Raw genomic sequence first — 15,314 nt, forward strand, 5'->3', positions numbered from 1 at the left:
GCAACGCAGACCAAGCCCTCCTGATCAACCAAGCGCATTGCGGCACTTGCGCGGTGTAAGGCCGCTTCGTCCCGCATTGAGGTCATTGTCAGATTTATACGAACACTCCAAAATAAAAAAAAACGCCGCAGGGTATCCTGCGGCGTTGCTGATTGGTCTTGCCGATAAGTGTTTACTGCTTCACTTCCGCCGCCGGGTTGGCACCCGATTTGCCGCTGCGGCCCGGGTTCAGCGGGTCGTCCTGACGCTGCACCGAACCTTCGAAATGCGCGCCGCTTTCAATGGCGATGGTCTTGTGAATGATGTCGCCTTCGACGCGGGCGGTCGAGGTCAGGCGGACCTTCAGGCCACGGACGCGGCCCACGATACGGCCGTTGACCACTACGTCATCTGCAGTGACTTCGCCCTTGATGGTGGCAGTCTCGCCGATGGTCAGCAGATGGGCGCGGATGTCTCCTTCGACGGTGCCCTCGACCTGGATATCGCCCGAGGTCTTGATGTTACCGGTGATGTGCAAATCCGAGGACAGCACCGATGCGGGTGGCTTGGGCTTGGGAGGGGTGCTGGCCTTTGTTTCAGCCGGTGCAGGTGTTGCCGGAGTGGCCGGAGCGGCTGGTTTTGCTGCCTCAGTCTCTTTCGATCCGGGTTCGTTGATTTTGCTCTTAGAAAACATTTCTCGCAGCCTTGATGTAAGTCATTGGGTTAACAGGTTTTCCGTTCACACGGACCTCGTAGTGCAGGTGTGTGCCGGTCGACCGTCCGGTGCTACCCATATCAGCAATATGATCCCCGCGCGAGACCCTTTGACCAACCTTTACGCGTACCTTGGTGTTATGAGCGTAAAGTGTCTCAATCCCAAAGGCGTGCTTGATCTTTACCAGCCGTCCGAAACCCGATTGCCAGCCTGCATGAGTGACAACACCATCAGCAGTCGCGAAGATATCGGTGCCCGAGGGGCCGGCGAAATCAGCGCCATTATGCATGCGGCGACCGCCGGTCTTTGGGTCGCGCCGCGTACCGTAGCCGCTGGTGAAACGAACCGCTGCACGCACCGGGCTGGCGAAGGGGGCCTTTTCCGCAGCGATACGATAGAGGTTCAGCTGGTCCATCTGTTCCAGCAGGATATTGGCGCGGATCTGGTCGGGGCTCAGTTCCTCACCGCGGGTGCTGAAGGATAAAGGGGTCAGCGGACCGCCCATACCGCTATATCCGCGCCGAACTTCGTCGAGGATACGATCTGTTGGCATGCCCGCGCTGCGGAACATCTTGTCGAGAGGTTCGACCGAGATCAGCATCGCCTCTTCCAACTGGCGGAAAATCTCGTCGCTGCGCTCCTGCATCAGGCGGATTTCAAGCTCGAGCTCGTCACGCTGGTCCAACGCGCCTTGCGCATCGGCAGCGATCTGGTCGCGCTGCGCCGCGGTCCGGGCCAGGGCATCGGTCATGAACGCCATCTGTTCCGGGTTTGCCGATGCCATCGCATAAGCCGCGTCCGCATCAGTGCTGGGTTGCAGTTCGGCCAGTTTGGTCCGCGCGTCTTCGCGTTGCTTCATAGTGGCACGCAGCGTGGTTTGGATCACCTCGATGCCGGTTTCCAACTCGCGCCGGCGGTTCTCGGATTCCAGCAATTCGGACTGCATGACCGAAATCTGTTCCAAAGCCGCGTTGAACCTGTCATGTGCAGCCAGAGCTTCGGCCGCACGCGCATCGCGCTCTTCCGACAGGATGTTCAGACGTTCTTGATAGGTCGCCTGATCGCGCTTGGCCTGTTCCCGGAAATTGCCCGATCCGATGCTGTCCATCAACAGAACTGACGTGGCAATCGCGGTCCAGGCGACCATCACCGACACACCGGCGACTGCAGCGATCTGAGTTTCAGAACTCAGTCGGATGAACCGCGTGTCGTTGTCAGATTTCAGAAAAACACGGCGCTCTGGAAAGTGCCGCTCGAGCAGTGAGTGTAGTTTAATTGCCAGACGTGTCCGCACGCGTCCTACCTCAATTGTCCCCATATCTCGGAGCCGGTCGTGAGTGAGTAGCCGCTCCTTGACGCGATTGCATAAAGCGGTCGAGGCATTCGGGCAAGTTTGTTAACCAATCAAGAGCTATGAACGGAGAATTACCGCACGTGATCGGCGAGAACTTGCCGATAGCGAGCATTTGCGGTCAGTCCGACACAACTCCGGGTGGTGGCAGGTCTTCGGTCAGGGGCCAATAGAAATCTGGCGGCAGTCCGGCCTCGGCCCGTTTCTCTTCGTTAAATGGTGGTTTCAGCGCGCCGTGGAAATAGCGGCGGACGAGGGCGTGGAATACATCCTTGGGGTCGGCATTCTCGCGCCCGCACAAGAAGTGGAACCATTTCGAGCCATAGGCGACGTGACCAACTTCCTCGGCATAAATCACTTCCAGTGCAGCGACTGCGTCGTCAGACTTGGCCTTGCGGAAAATGTCGATCATTCCGGGGGTCACGTCCAGCCCACGTGCCTCAAGCACCATTGGGACGACGGCAAGACGACCCATAAGATCCTGTGCGGTGTCCTCGGCGGCGCGCCACATGCCTGCATGGGCGGGCAGGGCGCCATAGTGGCTGCCTATCTGTTCGAGGCAGTCGCAGACCATCTCAAAATGGCGCGATTCTTCTTCGGCGCATTTCACCCAATCGTCATAGAAGCCGATGGGCATGGGCACATGGCCAAACCGGGCGATGATATCCCAATGCAGATCCACGGCGTTCAACTCTATATGAGCGACAGCGTGCAACAGTGCGATGCGGCCGGCCTCGGACCCCGCCCTTCGGCGCGGTACATCACGAGGCGACAACAGTTCGGGCTTTTCAGGTCGCGCAGGGTATAGCGGTGGCTTTGCGGTGCCCACTTCGATCTTGGGCGCGTCGCCTTGCCGGGCTGCGAACCAGGCAGCGGCGTATCGTTTGGACAGGGCGGTTTTCTCGCGACCGACTGATGTGGTCAAAACCTCGGTCGCCATTTCGGTCAGTGTTTTTGACACGCTTGCCCCCTTACGCTTCACTCCGCGCGGGTCATACCCTTGATGCCCGCGCGGGTCGAGAGGGCTAGAGCGCGCGTGCGGCCTCCAACACTTCGTCCACATGACCCGGCACTTTCACCTTGCGCCAGACGCGGGCGATTTTTCCATCCGCATCAATCAGAAAGGTCGAGCGTTCGATCCCCATGGATTTGCGTCCGTACATGTTCTTTTCGATCCAGACGCCATAATCTTCGCACACGCTCTGACCCTCATCGGACAAAAGCGGCGTCGTAAGGCCGTGCTTGGCGACAAATTTGTCATGCTTTGCCACGGTATCGCGCGAAATGCCGAAAACGTTAGCACCCGCATCCGCAAAGGCTTGTAGTTGTTCCGAGAAACCGATGGATTCCTTGGTGCAGCCCGGCGTATCATCGCGGGGATAGAAAAACAGAACGACCGCGCGGCCACGCTGTTCCGACAGGGTCACCTCGCCGCCGCCGTCGCGAGGCAGTGTAAAGTCGGGTGCGATGTCTGAGACTTCGGGCATATTCAAACTCCGGCTGAGAAATTAACGGTTGCCGCATATCATAGGGCTCCGTTGACAGGTTGAAAGGCGTGAGACGCAAATTGGTCCAGCAAGAACAGCAGGATGACACGAAGGCGGATAAGAAACCCCGCCGTCGGTCGCGGCGTCGGACCGCAGGGCTGTGGACATTGCGCGGTGTCTTCATCCTTGGATTTCTGGCACTGGTCACCGGCTTTATGGTTGTCGGCCAGCGCATGCACGCGCCGGATTGGTTGCGCGACCGGGTCGAGGCGCGCCTTGATCAGACATTGGGTGGCGTCAAAGTTCGGTTCGGCGATGTCAGTTTCATCATTCATGAAGGCTGGCGTCCGCGATTGCGACTGACCGATGTTCGTATCAGCGATGCGGACGGACGGCAGATTGCCGAAGTGTCCGACCTGCGGGCCAGCCTGTCGATGCGCCCGCTGTTGCGCGGGCATGTGCGCCCGAAGCGGATCATATTGCAAGGCGCGCAGATTGCACTGACACGGGGTGTCGATGGAGCGCTGTCGCTGACGGTCGGTGCCGGAAGTGCGCCGGTCGGTCAGGCCCGGAACCTGGCGCAGCTGATTGAATCATCGGACGAGGTGTTCCAGGCGCCTATTTTGTCAGCCCTGACCTCGGTCGAACTGGATGCAATTACGCTGGACTATCAGGACCTGCGGCTGGGCCGGTCCTGGGTGCTGGACGGCGGGCGTATTCAGGCCAACCGCAGCGCGGGTGAGGTTCGTCTGGCCACCAATTTCTCGGTGCTGGCCGGTCGCGATTATGTCAGCACGATCGAGGCCAACTATACCAGTTTGCTGGGCAGTCCGGCTGCGCAGTTCGGCATCTCGATCACCGATCTTCCCGCCGAGGATATCGCAGGCCACAGCCCGGCGCTGGCATGGATGCAGGTACTTCGCACACCGATCTCAGGTGCTTTGAGGGGTGGCATTGATACTGAGGGCGCGCTGGGGCCGGTCTTTGCCACGTTGAATCTGGGTGCAGGCGCCGTGCAGCCCACGCCTGAAACAACACCGATCAAATTCGACGCGGCGCGGACGTATTTTACCTACGACCCGAAACAACAGGCGCTGGATTTCAATGAAGTCTCGATCCAGTCTGCCTGGGGTACGGTGCAGGCAGATGGCAAGGCCTTTCTACATGGGGTCAAAGCTGGCGGGTTGGACAGTATGTCGGGGCAGTTCCGCCTCAGCGGGATTGAGATCAACCCGGCCAATCTGTTCCCCGAAGCACTGAATCTGACGCGGGCCGATGTTGATTTCCAGATGAAACTTGCGCCGTTCCGTATACAGCTGGGGCAAATGACGGTTGAAGACGGTGCACATCGCGCACGGCTCAGCGGGTCTCTGGCTGGTTTGACCGACGGCTGGGTCGCAGCCATTGATGCACAGATTGATCGGATGAGCTCTGATCAGCTGTTGAACTACTGGCCCGAACGACTTGCCCCGAAACCGCGCCTTTGGGTCACCGATAACCTCTATCACGGAGAAATGTCCGATCTGGATTTCGCCCTGCGTTTGCGGCCCGGAGAAAAGCCGGACATCTATGCGGATTTCGAATTCGACAAGACCGAGATACGGTTCGCCAAGACGTTGCCAACCATCCAAGACGCGCAGGGACAGGCCAGCCTGCTCAACCGGCGCTTTACCGTCTCGGCGCAAAAGGGGATTGTGATCGCGGATGAAGGAGGTGCTGTTGATGCCTCGGGCACCTCGTTCATCATTCCCGATACCGGCATCAAAAAAACCACCCCGGCCATTGCGCGGATTAAGGCCAGCGGCAGTGTAACCGCAGCCATGTCATTGCTGGACCGCCCGCCGCTGCAACTGTTGACCAAGGCCAATCTGCCGGTGGATCTGGCCGACGGTCAGGTCAGTCTGAATGGAACGCTTTCCTTGCCGTTGATTAAGGGCCTGAAGCTGGAAGATACCAGGTTCCATTTTGTTGGCGAGTTGTCGAATTTGGACAGCAGCAAGCTGGTACCCGGATTTGAAGTCAGCGCAGACCGATTGGACCTGAACGGCGACCAGACGCAAGTGGCCATCCAGGGCGAGGGGCTGTTTGGTGTCGTACCGGTTGAAGCGCTTTGGCGGCAGCCGATCGGAGGCGAAACCCCGCAGCAAAGCGAACTGACAGGTCAAATCGAACTCTCCCCGCGTCTGATGGAACAAATCAATGCCGGACTGCCGCGCGGCATGTTGACCGGAGAGGGGATCGCCGATTTCAGCCTGAGTCTTGGTGCGGGTGAGCCCCCGCGCTTATCGGCACAGTCCGATTTGGTTGGCGTCGCGTTGGCGATCCCTGAGCTTGGATGGCGCAAATCAGCCAGCACTGGCGGCTCTCTGACTGCCGAGGCCATGCTGGGCGCTCAGCTAAGTGTCGATTCCCTTCGGATCAACGCTGCTGGTCTACGGACAACTGCAGCGATCTCGTTCCGGGATGGCGGGTTCGAAAGGGTACGGTTCAGCACGTTCGAACTGGGCGACTGGCTTGCAGTTCCGGCGGAATTGATTGGGCGTGGTGCCGCGCTGCCAGATATCCGTGTGTTGGGCGGCGTGCTTGATCTGGGAAAATCCACTATCGGCGAGGGAGGCAGCAGCAGTGGTGCTGCCGGGCCCGGGCCAAAGCTGGATGTGAAGCTGGACCGACTACAAGTCACTGAATCCGTTGCGTTGACCGGGTTGACTGGCTCGTTTCAAACCACTGGCGGACTGACCGGCAGCTTTGCGTCGCAGGTCAATGGCGGTGCAGCGATCCGCGGACAGGTCACCCCGCGCGCGTCCCGATCTGCGGTTGGTCTAACCTCGGACGATGCGGGGGCAGTTCTGCGATCAGCGGGGGTTCTGACGCAGGCACGCGGTGGAACAATGCAATTGCAGCTGGATCCGATCGCGGAGCCTGGAAACTATGACGTCGACCTGAAAATCAAAAATACGCGGATCACGGACGCCCCGGCCATGGCAGCGATATTGAACGCGATCAGTCTGGTGGGGTTGCTGGATGAAATGGCGGGGCAAGGCATTTTCTTCGCAGCCATCGACAGCAAAATGCGTATCACTCCGACCGAGGTGAAAGTGCTGAGCGGTAGTGCCGTAGGTCCATCAATGGGGCTGTCCTTTGACGGTACGGTCGACACTGTAGCCGGGATGCTGAACCTGCGCGGCGCGATTTCACCGATCTATCTGGTCAATGCTATTGGCAGCGTTCTGACCAAAAAGGGGGAAGGTATCTTTGCCTTCAACTACACTTTGTCCGGACCGCTGTCCGACCCGCAAGTTTCGGTCAATCCTCTGTCTGGCCTCGCACCTCTGTTTCTGCGCAACCTGTTGCGCGAGCCCGCGCCAACGGTCTCGGATGGCCCGAATGCCACACCGGATCGATCTGGCGAACCCAATCCCGCCTTCCAGACACGTGGTGAGGATCGCTGATCTGAGCTGTGGCCGAATCTGTCGGGCCGATGTATGGCGCGGCCATGAAACTCAGCGACTTTGACTTCCACCTGCCCGAACACCTGATTGCCACGCGTCCCGTCAGCCCGCGCTCGTCAGCGCGACTGCTGCTTGCGCAGGGTGATGCTGTTCAGGACCGGCACGTGTTCGATCTGCCGGACATATTGCAGGCCGGGGACCGTCTGGTGCTGAACGACACCCGCGTCATTCCCGCTCGCCTCAGCGGTCGCCGCCACCGTGACAGCGCGCAAGGGCCGGTATCTGCCGCGATTGAGGCAACGTTGCTGGACCCGCAATCTGATGGTTGTTGGGCCGCGCTGATCAAGCCGCTTAAGAAGATCAAACCGGGCGAAGAGATCGTATTCTCAGACGATCTGAGCGCAACCCTGGACCGAGTTGCCGATGGCCAAGCCTATCTGCGCTTCAACCTGACCGGAGAGGATTTCGATCAAGCGTTGGAGCAGGCCGGCGCGATGCCGTTGCCTCCCTACATCGCAGCGAAACGTGCAGCGGATGAACAGGACAAGAACGACTACCAAACTGTGTGGGCGCGAAACTCCGGAGCCGTAGCGGCCCCAACCGCGTCCTTGCATTTTGATGATGCGCTTTTGCAGGCGCTATCGGAGCGCGGTGTCGAATTCACGCATGTCACACTGCATGTGGGGGCAGGCACATTTCTGCCGGTCAAAGTGGAAGACGTGACCACCCACAAGATGCACGCCGAATGGGGACGTGTCAGCGCGCAGGCCGCTGCCGAGATTGCGGCGACCAAAGAAGCGGGCGGGCGCGTTATCCCGGTGGGCACAACTGCCCTTCGACTGATCGAAAGCGCAGCACGACGCGGCCGGATCGCGCCGTGGGAAGGCGAGACCGATATCTTCATATACCCAGGTTTTGAATTTCACGTCACTGATGCGCTGATGACCAATTTCCACCTGCCGAAATCCACATTGCTGATGCTGGTTTCGGCGTTGATTGGGCAGGATCGGGTCAAGTCGGTCTATGACCACGCTATCGCAGAAGAATATCGCTTTTTCTCATACGGCGACGCGTCTCTGCTGATACCATAGTCGTATCTTGGCCATCTGCGCCCTTACAATGTCGTAGACAAGCGCGACGTGCTTCGTCATTGACGGCAAAGCGGACAAAACACACCAGCAATTTTGGATAGGCAGAATGCTTCAGGTTCTTTCCAGCGCTTGGGCGCTTCTTCTGGGAATGGGGTTGCTGATGGTCGGCAATGGCCTGCAAGGCACGTTGCTGGGGGTGCGTGGAGAAATCGAGGGATTCTCGACCTTCGAGATGTCCTTTGTGATGTCGGCCTATTTCCTTGGGTTCCTTGGCGGCTCGCGTCTGGCACCTGAAATGATCCGCCGCGTGGGGCACGTGCGCGTGTTTGCGGCGCTGGCCTCGTTCATCTCGGCTGTCATGATCATGTATCCGATGCTGACCGATCCAATTGCATGGTCGATTGGCCGCGTGATTATCGGGTTCTGTTTTTCGGGCGTGTATGTGACCGCGGAAAGCTGGCTGAACAATGCCGCAAACAACGAGAACCGAGGGCAGGCGCTGTCGCTTTATATGATGGTGCAGATGACAGGTGTGGTGAGTGCCCAGGCCTTGTTGCTGGTCGGCGACCCGGCAGGATATGAGACCTTTGTCATCGCTTCTATATTGGTTTCGATCTCATTTGCGCCTATCCTGCTGTCCATTTCTCCGACCCCGGCGTTCGATACCACCAAACCGATGACATTGCGCCAGCTGATGGAAACATCGCCGCTGGGCTGCGTCGGCATGTTCTTGCTTGGCGGGATATTTTCAGCGCAATTCGGGATGAGCGCCGTTTATGGCGCTCAGGTTGGATTGAGTCTGGTCGAGATTTCGACCTTCGTAGCGGTGTTTTATATCGGCGCCGTAGTCCTGCAATATCCGTTGGGCTGGATGTCCGACAGAATGGACCGCCGTCTGCTGATCATGCTGGTGGCCGCTGTTGGTGGGGTAGGCGCCGTGATAGGCATGATACTGGGCGTCACTTTCACCATGCTTCTCGTAGCTGCCTTTATCATCGGCGGCATGACAAGCCCGCTTTATTCTCTGTTGATCGCGTATACCAATGACTACTTGGAGTATGACGATATGTCGGCGGCTTCGGGCGGCCTGGTTTTTATTAACGGCTTGGGCGCTATCGCAGGTCCAATTATCACCGGTTGGCTAATGGGGGCTGGCGTGCTCGGCCCACAAGGCTTTTTCCTGTTCATCGCGGCGCTGATGTTCATCATGGCCGCCTATGCGGCCTATCGTATGACCCAGCGCGTCTACAAACCCGTGGATGAAACCGGATCGATTGCCCCGATTTACCCGACATCTTCGCCCGTTGCTCTGGAAGTTGCGCAAGAGGTCGCCATTGAGGCAGCCCAGGACGAGCAGGATACGCAAGAACCCGCCTGAGCGCCGGAAATGTGACTTTTGTGTTGCAATATGTTACTGTCACAAATCTGTAAAAGTGATTTTAATGACGTTACGTCCTGGGGAGGGCAATTACGGAGTCTAGGGCAATGGTAGGTCCTGAAGAAGTATTGAGTTTTTGGTTAGATGAGGTTGGCCCCGAGGGGTGGTACCTGCAGGATGAAGCGCTGGATGCGCGGATCCGGGATAAATTTCTTTCAACATGGGAAGCCGCGTGTGAGGGTAAATTCTCGCTTTGGCTGACCTATCCTAGCGGTTCGCTGGCCTATATTATTCTTATGGATCAGTTGCCTCGCAACATGTTCCGGGGAAGCAAACAGGCCTTTGCATCGGATCGGGCAGCACTGGCTGCAGCGAAATGCGCGGTCGACAAAGGCTGGGATCTTAAGATCGACGAACCGGCGCGGCAGTTCTTTTATTTGCCGATGATGCATTCGGAAAATCTGTGCGATCAGGAGCGCTGTGTGCGCCTTATGATCGAACGGATGCCGGAAGGCGGCGAGAGCAATCTGCTTCATGCGCGCGCTCATCGTGAAGTGATCCGCAAGTTCGGTCGTTTCCCGTATCGAAACGATGCGCTGGAACGCGCGACCACTGAACACGAAGCCGCATATGTCAGTAATGGCGGATATGGTTCGACTGTGCGCGAGTTGCAGGCCGCGACCTAGGTCGCGGGCTCACAGCCTTTTAGGATCAGAAGGCGGTCGGTGACAGTGTCGGCGGATGTCGTGATGGCATAGTCGATCAAGTCTTCTGGTTTTTCGACCAGGCCCGCCAATCGGGCCTGAGTGTCTTCCAGCTTCCCCTCCAGATCACCCAAACGTCGCAATGCCGCATTCAACTGTTGGCGCGTGACCGCATCGAGCTGCGTGCCCTGACTGCCAAGGGTCGCAAGATCGCTGCGCAACGCGGCCAGTTCCCCACGAATTCCCTGCGCCTGATCTCGTAGCGGCGCCACGACCTGCAGGTTCTCAGCAAACCCGACCCGGATCTGATCGACAGACTGCGCAAGTTTCCACCCCAAAAACAGGCATAAAGCCAACAATATCAATGTCGCGTTCAAAAGAGCGAGCAGTAAATCTTTGAGCGTTTTAGCCATGATACGCCTTTCGAAAATCGGGAAGGTCAAAAACTGGTAGTGCATATTCGTCAGTTCTAGCCTTTGCGGTAACGTGGGTATAGGCTGAATTCAGCTCCAAATACCTGATTTGACCCCGCGTCACATATGTCGCGGGCTCTGATGTTGATGCGTTGTAAAAAATAGTTTAACGGTAAACTAGTTTTTGAACTGACCTGTGCCGAGAGGGAAACATGGCTGCACAATCTTATGATCTGATCGTAATCGGGGCTGGCCCCGGTGGCTATGTAGCCGCTATTCGCGCGGCGCAACTGGGCCTGAAGACCGCTGTTGTCGAGCGCGAACATCTGGGTGGTATCTGCCTGAACTGGGGCTGTATCCCGACAAAGGCACTACTGCGATCATCGGAAGTGTTTCACCTGATGGAGCGTGCCAAGGATTTTGGCTTGAAAGCAGACAAGGTCGGCTACGATCTGGATGCGGTTGTGAATCGCTCGCGCGGTGTTGCCGCGCAGTTGTCCGGCGGCATAGGTCATCTGCTGAAAAAGAACAAAGTCGCTGTTGTCATGGGTGAGGCATCGATCCCCGCCAAGGGCAAGGTCAGCGTCAAAACAGACAAAGGCACGGAAGACCTAACCGCGAAGAATATCGTTCTGGCCACCGGTGCCCGGGCGCGCGAACTGCCGGGCCTTGAAGCGGATGGCGATCTGGTCTGGACGTATAAACACGCGCTGCAACCGCCGCGGATGCCCAAGAAACTGCTGGTCATCGGCTCGGGTGCGATCGGGATCGAATTCGCCAGCTTCTATAACACTTTGGGCGCGGACACGACCGTGGTCGAGGTGATGGATCGAGTGCTGCCTGTAGAAGATGCCGAGATCAGTGCATTTGCCAAGAAAGCTTTCACCAAGCAGGGCATGACCATCATGGAAAAGGCGATGGTTAAACAATTGGACCGCGCCAAGGGCAAGGTGACTGCGCATATCGAGGTGAAAGGCAAGGTTGAGAAACACGATTTTGACACGGTGATCTCGGCCGTGGGCATCGTCGGTAATGTGGAAAACCTCGGGCTTGAAGCCTTGGGTGTGAAGATCGACCGCACGCACGTGGTCACCGATGAATACTGCCGCACTGGGGTAGACGGGCTTTACGCTATAGGTGATATCGCCGGGGCGCCCTGGCTGGCACACAAAGCCAGCCACGAAGGCGTGATGGTAGCTGAGCTGATCGCGGGCAAACACGCACATCCGGTGAAGCCTGAAAGCATCGCGGGCTGCACCTATTGCCAGCCTCAGGTCGCTTCGGTTGGATATAGCGAAGCCAAGGCCAAAGAGCTGGGTTATGACATCAAGGTCGGACGCTTCCCGTTCATCGGCAACGGCAAGGCCATCGCGCTTGGTGAGCCCGAGGGACTGATCAAGACCGTCTTCGATGCCAAGACCGGGGAATTGCTCGGAGCACACATGATCGGTGCCGAAGTCACAGAGCTTATTCAGGGCTATGTGGTCGGTCGCCAGTTGGAAACCACTGAAGAAGACCTGATGAACACCGTCTTCCCGCATCCGACGCTGTCTGAAATGATGCATGAAAGCGTGCTGGATGCCTATGGACGCGTGATCCACATGTAAGGCCAGGGGGCTCTGCCCCCGCCGCGGCAAGCCGCGACTCCCCCGAGATACTTATAGCCAGATGAAGCAGGGGATCCGTACTTCATCTGGCCGAAAATACCTCGGAGCGCGAGGCAGAGCCTCGCAAAGGATCCTCATTTATTTATTGCTTCCAATATACGGGCCCACGAGCGGATGCCTTTGTGGAAGCTTTTGACGTCGTATTTCTCGTTCGGCGAGTGGATGGCATCATCGTCATTGGCATACCCAACCAGCATCGAATCCAGCCCCAACACTGTATTGAAATATCCAACCACCGGGATTGATCCGCCCATCCCGGTGAAAACGGCCTCGCGATTCCACTCGTCCGAAAGTGCTCTGCGGGCCGCTTCGAATTCTGGGCGGCTAAGGTTCATCACCGAAGCAGGAGAGCCTTCGAGATCACTGTCCCAGACCACTTTTGCATCCGTAGACAGGCGCTCTTCGACATGTTTGCGGATCCTTTTGCGGAGCGCATCCGGGTCCATGTCGCCGACCAGGCGGCAGGTGATCTTGCAATGTGCCTCGGACGGGATAACGGTCTTGGAGCCCGCGCCGTTGTAACCTCCCCAAAGGCCATTCACTTCGAGTGTGGGTCGCGCCCATTGTTGTTCCAGCGTGGAATAGCCTGTTTCACCGTGCGGCTCGGTATAGCCAACCGAATTCAGGTATTCCGCTTCATCAAACCCGCAATTCTCCCATTGGCGCAACTGCTCGGCCGGGACTTCGTGTACGCCTTCGTAAAAACCTTCGACCGCGACGCGGCCGGTTTCTTCATCATAGAAGGATGCGACGATGCACGACAGTTCCCGCAGCGGGTTCAGACCCGGCCCGCCATAGTGGCCCGAATGCAGGTCGATGCGGGGACCGATGATTGTGAATTCATCCTTGAGCATGCCGCGCAATTGCGACGCTATCGAAGGCACCCCCCGCGACACCATCGAAGTATCACAGACCAGCGCGAGATCCGCCTGAAGCTCGGATTTGTTTGCTTTGAGAAATGGCACGAGTGAGGGCGACCCGGATTCTTCCTCACCTTCGAAGAAAAACGTGATGCGGCAGGGCAGGGTGCCATGCACTGCTTTCCAGGCGCGGCAGGCCTCGACGAAGGTCATCAGTTGGCCTTTGTCGTCAGAAGCGCCGCGCCCGCGTATCACCTGTCCGTGTGGAGTGTCTTCCAAAGCCGGATCGAAAGGATCGCGTGTCCACAGCTCCAGCGGATCGACAGGTTGCACATCATAGTGTCCATAGAACAGAACATGCGGCCCACCGCTGTCCTCACCGACATGGCCAACGACCATGGGATGTCCCGGAGTTTCGCGCTTTTCGGCTGCAATACCGATACTTTTCAGATCCGCCACCAGCCAATCGGCAGCCTGGTCGACTTGGTCCTTGAAGGCCGGGTCAGTCGAGATGGAGGGAATGCGCAGAAACTCCATCAGGCGGTCGATGGAGGTGGTCAGATCGGTATCGATCCGGCTCAGTACAGCGTCAAGCGACATAGGGGTCTCCTGGGAAGGTCTTGAAATTGGACAGAGCCTATCAGCATGGGCGGTACCGTCCAGCAGGTTTCTGTGCTGGATCTGGGGGAAAGGCCTGCGGCGTTTCCTCGCGTCTTGTGGTCGTAACTTTGCTTGTCGGTTTAGGCGTTTGGCGTTATTTGATGCAAATCAAAGTTGGGTTCGGCTGTTCGGCTGTAGGCCAGTTGGACAGATGAACGCGACGCCATACTTCCAGCCCGGCTTGTGAAGTGGCGAAAAAAGTCGCCCGGGGCTATAATAACCGGGCATCCAAGGAGGGTCCGTTGGACTATACTGCTCAGCTCGATACAGCGATTGCCAGGCTGCATGACGAAGGACGTTATCGGACCTTTATCGATATTGAACGTCGGAACGGTCATTTTCCGCATGCGGTACGGACTTGTCCCGATGGTTCGCAGCAGAACATCACCGTGTGGTGTGGCAATGATTATTTGGGCATGGGTCAGAATCCTGTTGTTTTGGAGGCCATGCACGAGGCGGTGGAGGCCGCAGGCGCAGGCTCGGGCGGGACGCGCAACATTTCAGGCACGACAGTCTATCACAAACGGCTGGAAGCTGAATTGGCGGACTTGCACGGCAAAGAAGCCGCACTGCTATTCACCAGTGCCTATATCGCCAATGACGCGACACTCAGCACTCTGCCAAAATTGTTCCCCGGCCTGATTATATATTCCGATGCACTGAACCATGCGTCGATGATCGAAGGCGTGCGCCGCAACGGGGGTGCCAAACGCATCTTCCGCCACAATGACGTGGCACATCTGCGTGAGTTGCTTGAGGCTGATGACCCTGCAGCCCCCAAGCTGATCGCGTTTGAGTCGGTCTATTCGATGGATGGCGATTTCGGACCCATTGAAGAGATTTGCGATCTGGCCGATGAATTCGGTGCTTTGACCTATATTGATGAGGTTCACGCGGTTGGCATGTACGGCCCCCGCGGCGGGGGCGTAACCGAGCGTGATCGGTTGGCGCATCGCATTGACATCATCAACGGAACGCTGGCCAAAGCCTACGGTGTCATGGGTGGTTATATCGCCGCCAGCGCTAAGATGTGCGATGCCATCCGGTCCTATGCGCCGGGCTTCATCTTCACTACCTCGCTGCCTCCTGCGGTTGCGGCAGGGGCGGCAGCCTCGGTGGCCTATCTCAAGCGCGCGCCTGAACTGCGCGAGCAGCACCAGACCCAGGCCAGCATTCTTAAGCTGAGGCTGAAAGGGCTTGGCATGCCTCTGATTGATCACGGCAGCCACATTGTGCCGGTGATCGTTGGCAACCCAGTCCACACCAAGAAGTTGAGCGATATGCTGCTGGATGACTATGGTATCTATGTGCAGCCAATCAATTTCCCGACCGTTCCGCGCGGCACCGAACGTCTGCGGTTTACGCCATCTCCGGTGCATGGACCCGACGAAATGAACCGTCTGGTGCAGGCAATGGACGAACTTTGGTCACATTGTGCGCTAAATCGCGCCGAACTTGCTGGATAACCTCACGCTAAAGTGTGCAACGAGTTTGCTGCGTGTTAAGCTTACGCTAACAAAAGAAGCGGACGAATCGTTATAGGGGCGATTCGACGTT

Annotated in this window: 12 protein-coding genes; 6 read left to right on the plus strand and 6 right to left on the minus strand. The window is 57.7% G+C overall.

All coding sequences use genetic code 11. From position 1 onward, the window contains the following. Positions 1–172: 172 nt before the first annotated feature. The 4 genes from I5192_RS05135 to I5192_RS05150 all read right to left on the minus strand — a co-directional run bounded on the left by I5192_RS05135 (position 173) and on the right by I5192_RS05150 (position 3,532). A complete protein-coding gene (locus I5192_RS05135; RefSeq protein ID WP_170396528.1) occupies positions 173–673 on the minus strand; it encodes a polymer-forming cytoskeletal protein in 501 nt (166 codons plus the stop codon). Further along, complete coding sequence (locus I5192_RS05140) at positions 663–1,988, minus strand: M23 family metallopeptidase (protein ID WP_223117903.1); 1,326 nt, start codon at positions 1,986–1,988, stop codon at positions 663–665. Before I5192_RS05140 ends, I5192_RS05135 begins: the two co-directional genes overlap by 11 nt. 178 nt (positions 1,989–2,166) lie before the next feature. Then, positions 2,167–2,985 (minus strand): ferritin-like domain-containing protein, encoded by an 819-nt coding sequence (locus tag I5192_RS05145; protein WP_223118267.1) that lies wholly within the window; start codon positions 2,983–2,985, stop codon positions 2,167–2,169. A gap of 85 nt (positions 2,986–3,070) precedes the next feature. After that, entirely contained in the window at positions 3,071–3,532 is a 462-nt protein-coding gene (locus I5192_RS05150) for a peroxiredoxin (protein WP_170512955.1), read from the minus strand. Between the two features lie 68 nt (positions 3,533–3,600). On the opposite strand from I5192_RS05150, the gene I5192_RS05155 reads away from it, so the two are divergent. The 4 genes from I5192_RS05155 to I5192_RS05170 all read left to right on the plus strand — a co-directional run bounded on the left by I5192_RS05155 (position 3,601) and on the right by I5192_RS05170 (position 10,139). Beyond that, positions 3,601–6,984, plus strand: a complete 3,384-nt coding sequence (locus I5192_RS05155; RefSeq protein ID WP_255612068.1) for a DUF3971 domain-containing protein — start codon at positions 3,601–3,603, stop codon at positions 6,982–6,984. 44 nt (positions 6,985–7,028) lie between these two features. Further along, positions 7,029–8,075 carry a tRNA preQ1(34) S-adenosylmethionine ribosyltransferase-isomerase QueA gene (gene queA / locus I5192_RS05160; protein WP_223118268.1) on the plus strand — a complete coding sequence of 349 codons (1,047 nt, stop codon included), beginning with the start codon at positions 7,029–7,031 and terminating at the stop codon, positions 8,073–8,075. Positions 8,076–8,181: 106 nt separating this feature from the next. Beyond that, the gene (locus I5192_RS05165; RefSeq protein WP_223117905.1) at positions 8,182–9,453 is read left to right on the plus strand and encodes an MFS transporter; all 1,272 of its coding nucleotides are present in this window, start codon (positions 8,182–8,184) and stop codon (positions 9,451–9,453) included. 107 nt (positions 9,454–9,560) lie between these two features. Next, positions 9,561–10,139: a DUF924 family protein gene (locus tag I5192_RS05170; RefSeq protein ID WP_170396541.1), complete on the plus strand. Its 579-nt coding sequence runs from the start codon at positions 9,561–9,563 to the stop codon at positions 10,137–10,139. Here the strand turns inward: I5192_RS05170 and I5192_RS05175 are convergent. Then, positions 10,136–10,570 carry a hypothetical protein gene (locus I5192_RS05175; protein WP_170565982.1) on the minus strand — a complete coding sequence of 145 codons (435 nt, stop codon included), beginning with the start codon at positions 10,568–10,570 and terminating at the stop codon, positions 10,136–10,138. The two genes, I5192_RS05170 and I5192_RS05175, sit on opposite strands and share 4 nt — an antisense overlap. A 212-nt stretch (positions 10,571–10,782) precedes the next feature. Between I5192_RS05175 and lpdA the strand changes: the two genes are divergently transcribed. Beyond that, a complete protein-coding gene (gene lpdA / locus I5192_RS05180) occupies positions 10,783–12,177 on the plus strand; it encodes a dihydrolipoyl dehydrogenase (RefSeq protein ID WP_223117906.1) in 1,395 nt (464 codons plus the stop codon). 134 nt (positions 12,178–12,311) lie between these two features. Here the strand turns inward: lpdA and I5192_RS05185 are convergent, their stop codons facing one another. Next, on the minus strand, positions 12,312–13,697 hold the full coding sequence (locus I5192_RS05185; RefSeq protein WP_170663672.1) for a dipeptidase: 1,386 nt from the start codon (positions 13,695–13,697) through the stop codon (positions 12,312–12,314). Positions 13,698–13,999: 302 nt separating this feature from the next. On the opposite strand from I5192_RS05185, the gene hemA reads away from it, so the two are divergent. After that, the gene (gene hemA / locus I5192_RS05190; protein WP_170403046.1) at positions 14,000–15,223 is read left to right on the plus strand and encodes a 5-aminolevulinate synthase; all 1,224 of its coding nucleotides are present in this window, start codon (positions 14,000–14,002) and stop codon (positions 15,221–15,223) included. Positions 15,224–15,314: the final 91 nt, after the last annotated feature.

The sequence above is a fragment of the Ruegeria sp. SCSIO 43209 genome (assembly GCF_019904295.1).
GTDB lineage: Bacteria > Pseudomonadota > Alphaproteobacteria > Rhodobacterales > Rhodobacteraceae > Ruegeria.

Excerpts from the sequence above, each read along its gene's own strand:
- lpdA (WP_223117906.1), top strand. The coding sequence starts at position 10,783 with ATGGCTGCACAATCTTATGATCTGATCGTAATCGGGGCTGGCCCCGGT.
- I5192_RS05145 (WP_223118267.1), bottom strand. The coding sequence starts at position 2,985 with ATGGCGACCGAGGTTTTGACCACATCAGTCGGTCGCGAGAAAACCGCC.
- I5192_RS05135 (WP_170396528.1), bottom strand. The coding sequence starts at position 673 with ATGTTTTCTAAGAGCAAAATCAACGAACCCGGATCGAAAGAGACTGAG.
- I5192_RS05150 (WP_170512955.1), bottom strand. The coding sequence starts at position 3,532 with ATGCCCGAAGTCTCAGACATCGCACCCGACTTTACACTGCCTCGCGAC.
- I5192_RS05170 (WP_170396541.1), top strand. The coding sequence starts at position 9,561 with ATGGTAGGTCCTGAAGAAGTATTGAGTTTTTGGTTAGATGAGGTTGGC.
- I5192_RS05175 (WP_170565982.1), bottom strand. The coding sequence starts at position 10,570 with ATGGCTAAAACGCTCAAAGATTTACTGCTCGCTCTTTTGAACGCGACA.
- queA (WP_223118268.1), top strand. The coding sequence starts at position 7,029 with ATGAAACTCAGCGACTTTGACTTCCACCTGCCCGAACACCTGATTGCC.
- I5192_RS05165 (WP_223117905.1), top strand. The coding sequence starts at position 8,182 with ATGCTTCAGGTTCTTTCCAGCGCTTGGGCGCTTCTTCTGGGAATGGGG.
- I5192_RS05185 (WP_170663672.1), bottom strand. The coding sequence starts at position 13,697 with ATGTCGCTTGACGCTGTACTGAGCCGGATCGATACCGATCTGACCACC.